At 50.4% G+C, this 5140-nt stretch carries 4 protein-coding genes and 1 pseudogene; 3 read left to right on the top strand and 2 right to left on the bottom strand.

Going from position 1 to position 5140, the window contains the following annotated elements; translation table 11 throughout:
- Nucleotides 1-190 precede the first annotated feature (190 nt).
- The 3 genes and pseudogenes from istA to HBA93_RS17590 all read left to right on the top strand — a co-directional run.
- Nucleotides 191-1690 carry an IS21 family transposase gene (istA, locus tag HBA93_RS17600; RefSeq protein WP_221724148.1) on the top strand — a complete coding sequence of 500 codons (1500 nt, stop codon included), beginning with the start codon at nucleotides 191-193 and terminating at the stop codon, nucleotides 1688-1690.
- Nucleotides 1690-2424, top strand: a complete 735-nt coding sequence (gene istB / locus HBA93_RS17595; RefSeq protein WP_221724147.1) for an IS21-like element helper ATPase IstB — start codon at nucleotides 1690-1692, stop codon at nucleotides 2422-2424. Before istA ends, istB begins: the two co-directional genes overlap by 1 nt.
- Before the next feature lie 138 nt (nucleotides 2425-2562).
- Nucleotides 2563-2947, top strand: a pseudogene (locus HBA93_RS17590) (DDE-type integrase/transposase/recombinase); the annotation flags it as partial.
- A 450-nt stretch (nucleotides 2948-3397) separates the two neighbouring features.
- Here HBA93_RS17590 and HBA93_RS17585 read toward each other — a convergent pair.
- The gene (locus HBA93_RS17585; protein ID WP_221724146.1) at nucleotides 3398-4558 is read right to left on the bottom strand and encodes a DUF3089 domain-containing protein; all 1161 of its coding nucleotides are present in this window, start codon (nucleotides 4556-4558) and stop codon (nucleotides 3398-3400) included.
- 244 nt (nucleotides 4559-4802) lie between these two features.
- Nucleotides 4803-5036 carry a PAAR domain-containing protein gene (locus HBA93_RS24595; RefSeq protein ID WP_353619393.1) on the bottom strand — a complete coding sequence of 78 codons (234 nt, stop codon included), beginning with the start codon at nucleotides 5034-5036 and terminating at the stop codon, nucleotides 4803-4805.
- Between the last annotated feature and the right edge of the window lie 104 nt (nucleotides 5037-5140).

Here is a 5140-nt window from a genome sequence, read left to right as displayed (position 1 = left end):
GTCAGTTGTCACCTTATGCTTGCGGGTTCTAACCGCATAAATGTTGTTTTGGCGCATCAAACGACCAACGCGTCGATTGTGTTTCGGCATGGAATATTGACCCCAGTAGCGGGTGAATACTTATTCAATTTTGACCCCCGCTAGATTTCATCCGAGGATCTGGCTTTTAGTCAGCGGATGGAGTAGGGAGTTGAAAAGAGTGGATACGATTGCTCGTGTCCGGCGCGCCTTCCATGTTCAAGGCTGGTCGGTAAAGAAGATCACCAGAGAGCTTCATGTTTCTCGTAATACGGTCCGCAAGATACTGCGATCTGATGCGACGGAGTTTTCTTACAAACGTGAACATCAACCTTTTCCCAGGATGGAGCCTTGGAAAGGTGATGTTGAGCGTTTTCTTGTTTCCAACGAAGGTAAGACATCTCGTGAGCGGTTAACGCTGATCCGAATTTATGAAGAAGTTCGGGCGCTGGGCTATGAAGGCAGCTATGACACGGTCCGCCGCTATGCCAAATCTTGGTCTAAGAAGCGCGGATTAGTGGCGAGTGACGCCTATGTCCCGCTCTATTATGCGCCAGGCGAAGCTTATCAGTTCGATTGGAGCCACGAGATTATTCGGCTCAATGGTGTGACGACGACGATCAAAGTCGCGCACGTTCGATTGTGTCATAGCCGGATGATGTTTGCTCGGGCTTACATGCGCGAAAGCCAGGAAATGGTGTTCGATGCACATGATAAGGCTTTTGTGTTTTTCCGTGGCGCTTGTACGCGCGGCATATACGACAATATGAAAACGGCGGTTGATGCCATTTTTGTCGGGAAAGAGCGGCAATATAACCGTCGGTTCCAGCAAATGTGCAGTCATTACCTTGTCCAGCCTGTTGCCTGTACTCCGGCATCAGGTTGGGAAAAGGGACAAGTCGAGAACCAGGTAGGCTTGGTTCGAGAGCGCTTTTTTACACCGCGTTTACGGGTCAAAAGTTTGGAGGAACTCAATGTCTGGCTCCTCGATAAATGTATCGCTTATGCAAAAGCACATCGCCATCCTGAACAAACGCAGCGCATGATCTGGCAGGTATTTGAGGAAGAACGCAAAAGTCTTGTACCATATATTGGCCCATTCGACGGCTTTCACTGTGTTCCTGCGTCCATATCAAAAACCTGCACCGTCCGTTTTGACAACAATAAATACTCGGTTCTTTCAACTGCAGTTGGTCGTCCTGTAGAGGTTCATGCCTATGCAGATCGGATCATCATCCGGCAGGATGGTGTGAAGGTCGCAGAGCATACGCGTAGTTTTAATCGAGGAGAAACGGTCTATGACCCATGGCATTATGTGCCTGTTCTTGCTCGAAAACCTGGCGCTCTACGCAATGGCGCGCCTTTCCGCGATTGGGTTTTGCCTGCAGCAATGGAGAAAATCCGCAAACGTTTGCAGAGCGCTCACGATGGTGATCGACAGATGGTCACTATTCTCGCATGCGTACCTTCCGACGGATTGGCTAATGTTGATACTGCATGTCAGGAAGCGCTTGATCATAATGTTTGTTCTGCGGCGGTTATCATCAATATTCTCGCACGCAGTCGAAACCCGGCTCCAACTCCCACACTTCAAATCCCTGATGCACTTCGATTGATGCATGAACCAATCGCCGACTGTTCACGCTATGACAGCCTTAGGAGGGCAAACTGATGGAACGCACGCAGGTACTGGAATTCATGGGAACGCTGAAGCTTTATGGTATGCGCAGTGCTTATGACGAGGTGATGGGGAATGGCATAAAGCGGCAGCACGAACCGCCACGGATTGTGGGTGAGTTGTTGCAGTCGGAAATTGCGGAGAAGCAAGCACGTTCCATTCGATACCAGCTCAGCCTAGCCAAATTACCTCTCGCTAAAGACATTGATGACTTTGACTTTCCCAGCACCCCAATCAACGAAGGCTTGGTTCGCGAGCTGGCCACAGGCACTTTTGTTAGCGATCAGCGGAATGTTGTTTTGGTTGGCGGCACGGGAACAGGAAAAAGCCATCTGGCAATTGCAATTGCGCGCGCACTCATTCGCAATGGCACACGTGGGCGTTTCTTTAATGTTGTTGATCTGGTCAATCGCCTTGAAACTGAAACACGCAACGCGAAGCAAGGCAGGACCGCAGAATATCTCAACCGTCTCGACTTTGTTATTCTCGACGAGCTGGGTTACTTGCCATTCGCTCAGGCAGGTGGACAGTTACTGTTCCACCTTATAAGCAAGCTCTACGAGCGAACCTCTATTATCGTTACGACCAATCTGGCGTTCGGCGAGTGGCCGACCGTCTTTGGCGATGCGAAAATGACAACTGCACTTCTAGATCGCCTAACTCACCATTGCGAAATCGTAGAGACAGGCAACGATTCATGGCGCTTTAAAAACCGCTCTCAAAGCTAAAGCCGAAAGAGCTAATCACCCGCACTTAGCCCTACCCTTTGCAACCCTGGCCAGCGCCGGGTAGGCCAAGTGCTAATCCGTAATGAGGGGGTCAATATTGGATAAGTAAAAGGGGTGAATATTCTGTGCCGATTGACACCAACGGTTATCAACACCGATAAGGCCCCCGACTTATGGCATTGCCATTACGCAATTGAAGGCGGAAGGAAAATGCTCTGGCGAACTTGTGCGTCGCCAGATCAAATATTTAAACAACGTCGTTGAGGCTGATCACGGCAAGCTAAAGCAACTGATCAAACCGGTGAGAGGGTTCAAGACTCTGAAAACGGCTTATGCGACGATTAAAGGTTTCGAGGTCATGCGCGCTTTGCGCAAAGGGCAGGCTGCGATTTTTAACCTAACGGGCGACATCTGTGGAGAAGCACGCATTGTTGAACGTGCCTTCGGTATCGGTCCAAGCGCGTTGACGGAAGCGATATCCCTGCTCGTTCAGAGTCTCGAAAACCGCGAGGCTGCCATGTAATCGGCGTCTCAACCAATGGCCATTATGACCAAAACGAAAATTTGCAACAGAGCCCTCGCGCGGACGTCCGACCTTGCTCATCGGCTGCAAAAGCGGCGCGAAACAGCCCATTCATCATCAGTACAGTCGCTTGTATAGCGTAAGCCTCGTCTGGCATAGTCGCGACGGGCGGTTTCAGTCCAGGACATGTGATCCTCCGTAGTCTTGGTAAACCACAGAGAATCATAAGCTACTGAAATCGCTCAACTTAGTTTTCGGTTTGGCTTTTAGATACCCAAAATGCAGCTAGTAAGCAAATTGGCAATACCCGCGCGCTTATTCATAAACCAACAGGTAGAAGCCTCACGCCGCTGCGCCATGCTCAACCGTATGCTGACGTGCGCACGCCTGAAATGCGTCCGCGTTAAGGCAGTAAACCCATGAATCCAGCATCAAAGACCAAAAGCTGACTTACTTCTCTTTCATGCAACAAAGCCCCTCTGCTCTCCTGTCCAGCCAATTTTCAACCCTCAGAAGAGCATTTGCACGAATATTGCCGTAGAATAGACCGTAGTCGTGCCCGTGATAGCTGCCCGTTAGTATTGCAAGTGCATCGCGAAACTCTGACGTCCATGGCAGATCGACGTTAAGGAGGCCGCCCCGACAGACCGCAGCAGTCAAATGCGGCTGTAGCGGGGACAAGGTCGTGGCTGTGGTTGGAAATGGCTTGCTAGGGAAAGGCAAGCTTCCAGTATTCAGCATGGCATCTGCCGCATCGTGTTCCGTCCAAGTGAGCGGATTAACACAGATTGCAGGCAACGCCCCACTGCGCCTCTCTGAGCCCTGCCACCAATAGAGAACATCACGTGTTAGCCTATTGGCCCCAGTCCGCCCAGTCTGACTAGTGTTCCATGAAATGATGCAGCCAGTTTGTTCTGGTTTATTGCACGTGGGAAGGCCGATGGTGGCGAAGTTAGAAGGCGTGTATGCGCCGATCGTGTAGGCAACTACCAGTTGTTCTTGCAGCGGCGTTCCGAGAATTTTCTCCTGCAGGAGCCGCATAGCGTGCCCCGTGCCTTGGCTGTGCGATGCAATAACGAATGGACGACCTTTATTGAAATGTGCCACGTAGTATTCAAAAGCACTTGCCACATCGGAATAGGCGAGCGCAACTGCGGCAGGCTCGCTTAACCCAACCAAGGAGGCCTGCCTATAGTGCGGAGCATAGATGCGGCAACAACTGTTGAAAGCCGAAGCTTGAGCTAATAGAACCGGTTTATCGTACTTGCCTGCCGCATCGTATGCTGCATTCCATATATCGTTCTTCAGGTACATGGTTGGGTGAATGAAGAACACGTCTGCAAGTGCCGTCATTTCATCCACAGCAGTTAAGCCCGGCGGGGTCGATCGCTCAATTCCGTTGCGATTTGGCAACGCTAACCACGCATTGGGTTGAGCATAATCGGGAGCTGGCGGCGGATCCATCTGGGTAAATGGTCTAATCGGCCTAATAGAAGCACAACTTGATAGCAATAGCGCGATGGTGATGAGCAGCCCGATGGTGAGCGCCTGCACGCAAAATGGATGACTACAACGAGGCAACACTCTTTGCGTACTCTTGGCTGTTTTCATGCAAACTCTCCAAAGAATATTCTAGTTTCACGATGACTCCAGCCCGACATTTCGCTGGACTGTGCTGTAGCAAGATGCAGCGGGTTTATCAATAACTTACGCGCGTCCATCGGTTCTGTCGCGAAATTTTCACTCCTGCTGCGCTATTGGGGATATAAGCCCAAACCGCCGAAAATTCCATCCGCCGCAACTTTCAACTACGGAATGATCTTTTCCCATAGCAATTCCAGCAATCCAGATTTAGTCATTCGCCATTAATATAGACATTAGCGGAACCGGTAACAACTGCACCACCACAATCAATTGGATCGTTCAAACGTCCAGCTCTCTTTCCATTGATGTAGACATTTGGCGAGCCGTTGGCGAGCGCTCGCGCGTGTGCAAGTTTAGGACAGGATGTACAGCCATGGGATTCGAAATGATCGTCAACGCGAAGTGCCTCGAGGCCATTGATCCAGACATTCGTACTACCCTCAATAGCGGGTGTGGCTGGAAAATGACAAGAATGTCCGTCGTCGAATGATTTGAGACTAATTGTGCTTTTGAAGATTGGATTTTCCGGCTCGGTTTATGGGTTGATTT

This window comes from Ochrobactrum sp. SFR4 (genome assembly GCF_019730395.1).
GTDB lineage: Bacteria > Pseudomonadota > Alphaproteobacteria > Rhizobiales > Rhizobiaceae > Pseudochrobactrum.
Note: the sequence above shows the minus strand (reverse complement) of the source record. Positions and strands in the feature narration are given on the sequence as shown.

Coding starts and splice junctions, on each gene's coding strand:
- istB (WP_221724147.1), top strand. CDS start 1,690: ATGGAACGCACGCAGGTACTGGAATTCATGGGAACGCTGAAGCTTTAT.
- HBA93_RS17585 (WP_221724146.1), bottom strand. CDS start 4,558: ATGAAAACAGCCAAGAGTACGCAAAGAGTGTTGCCTCGTTGTAGTCAT.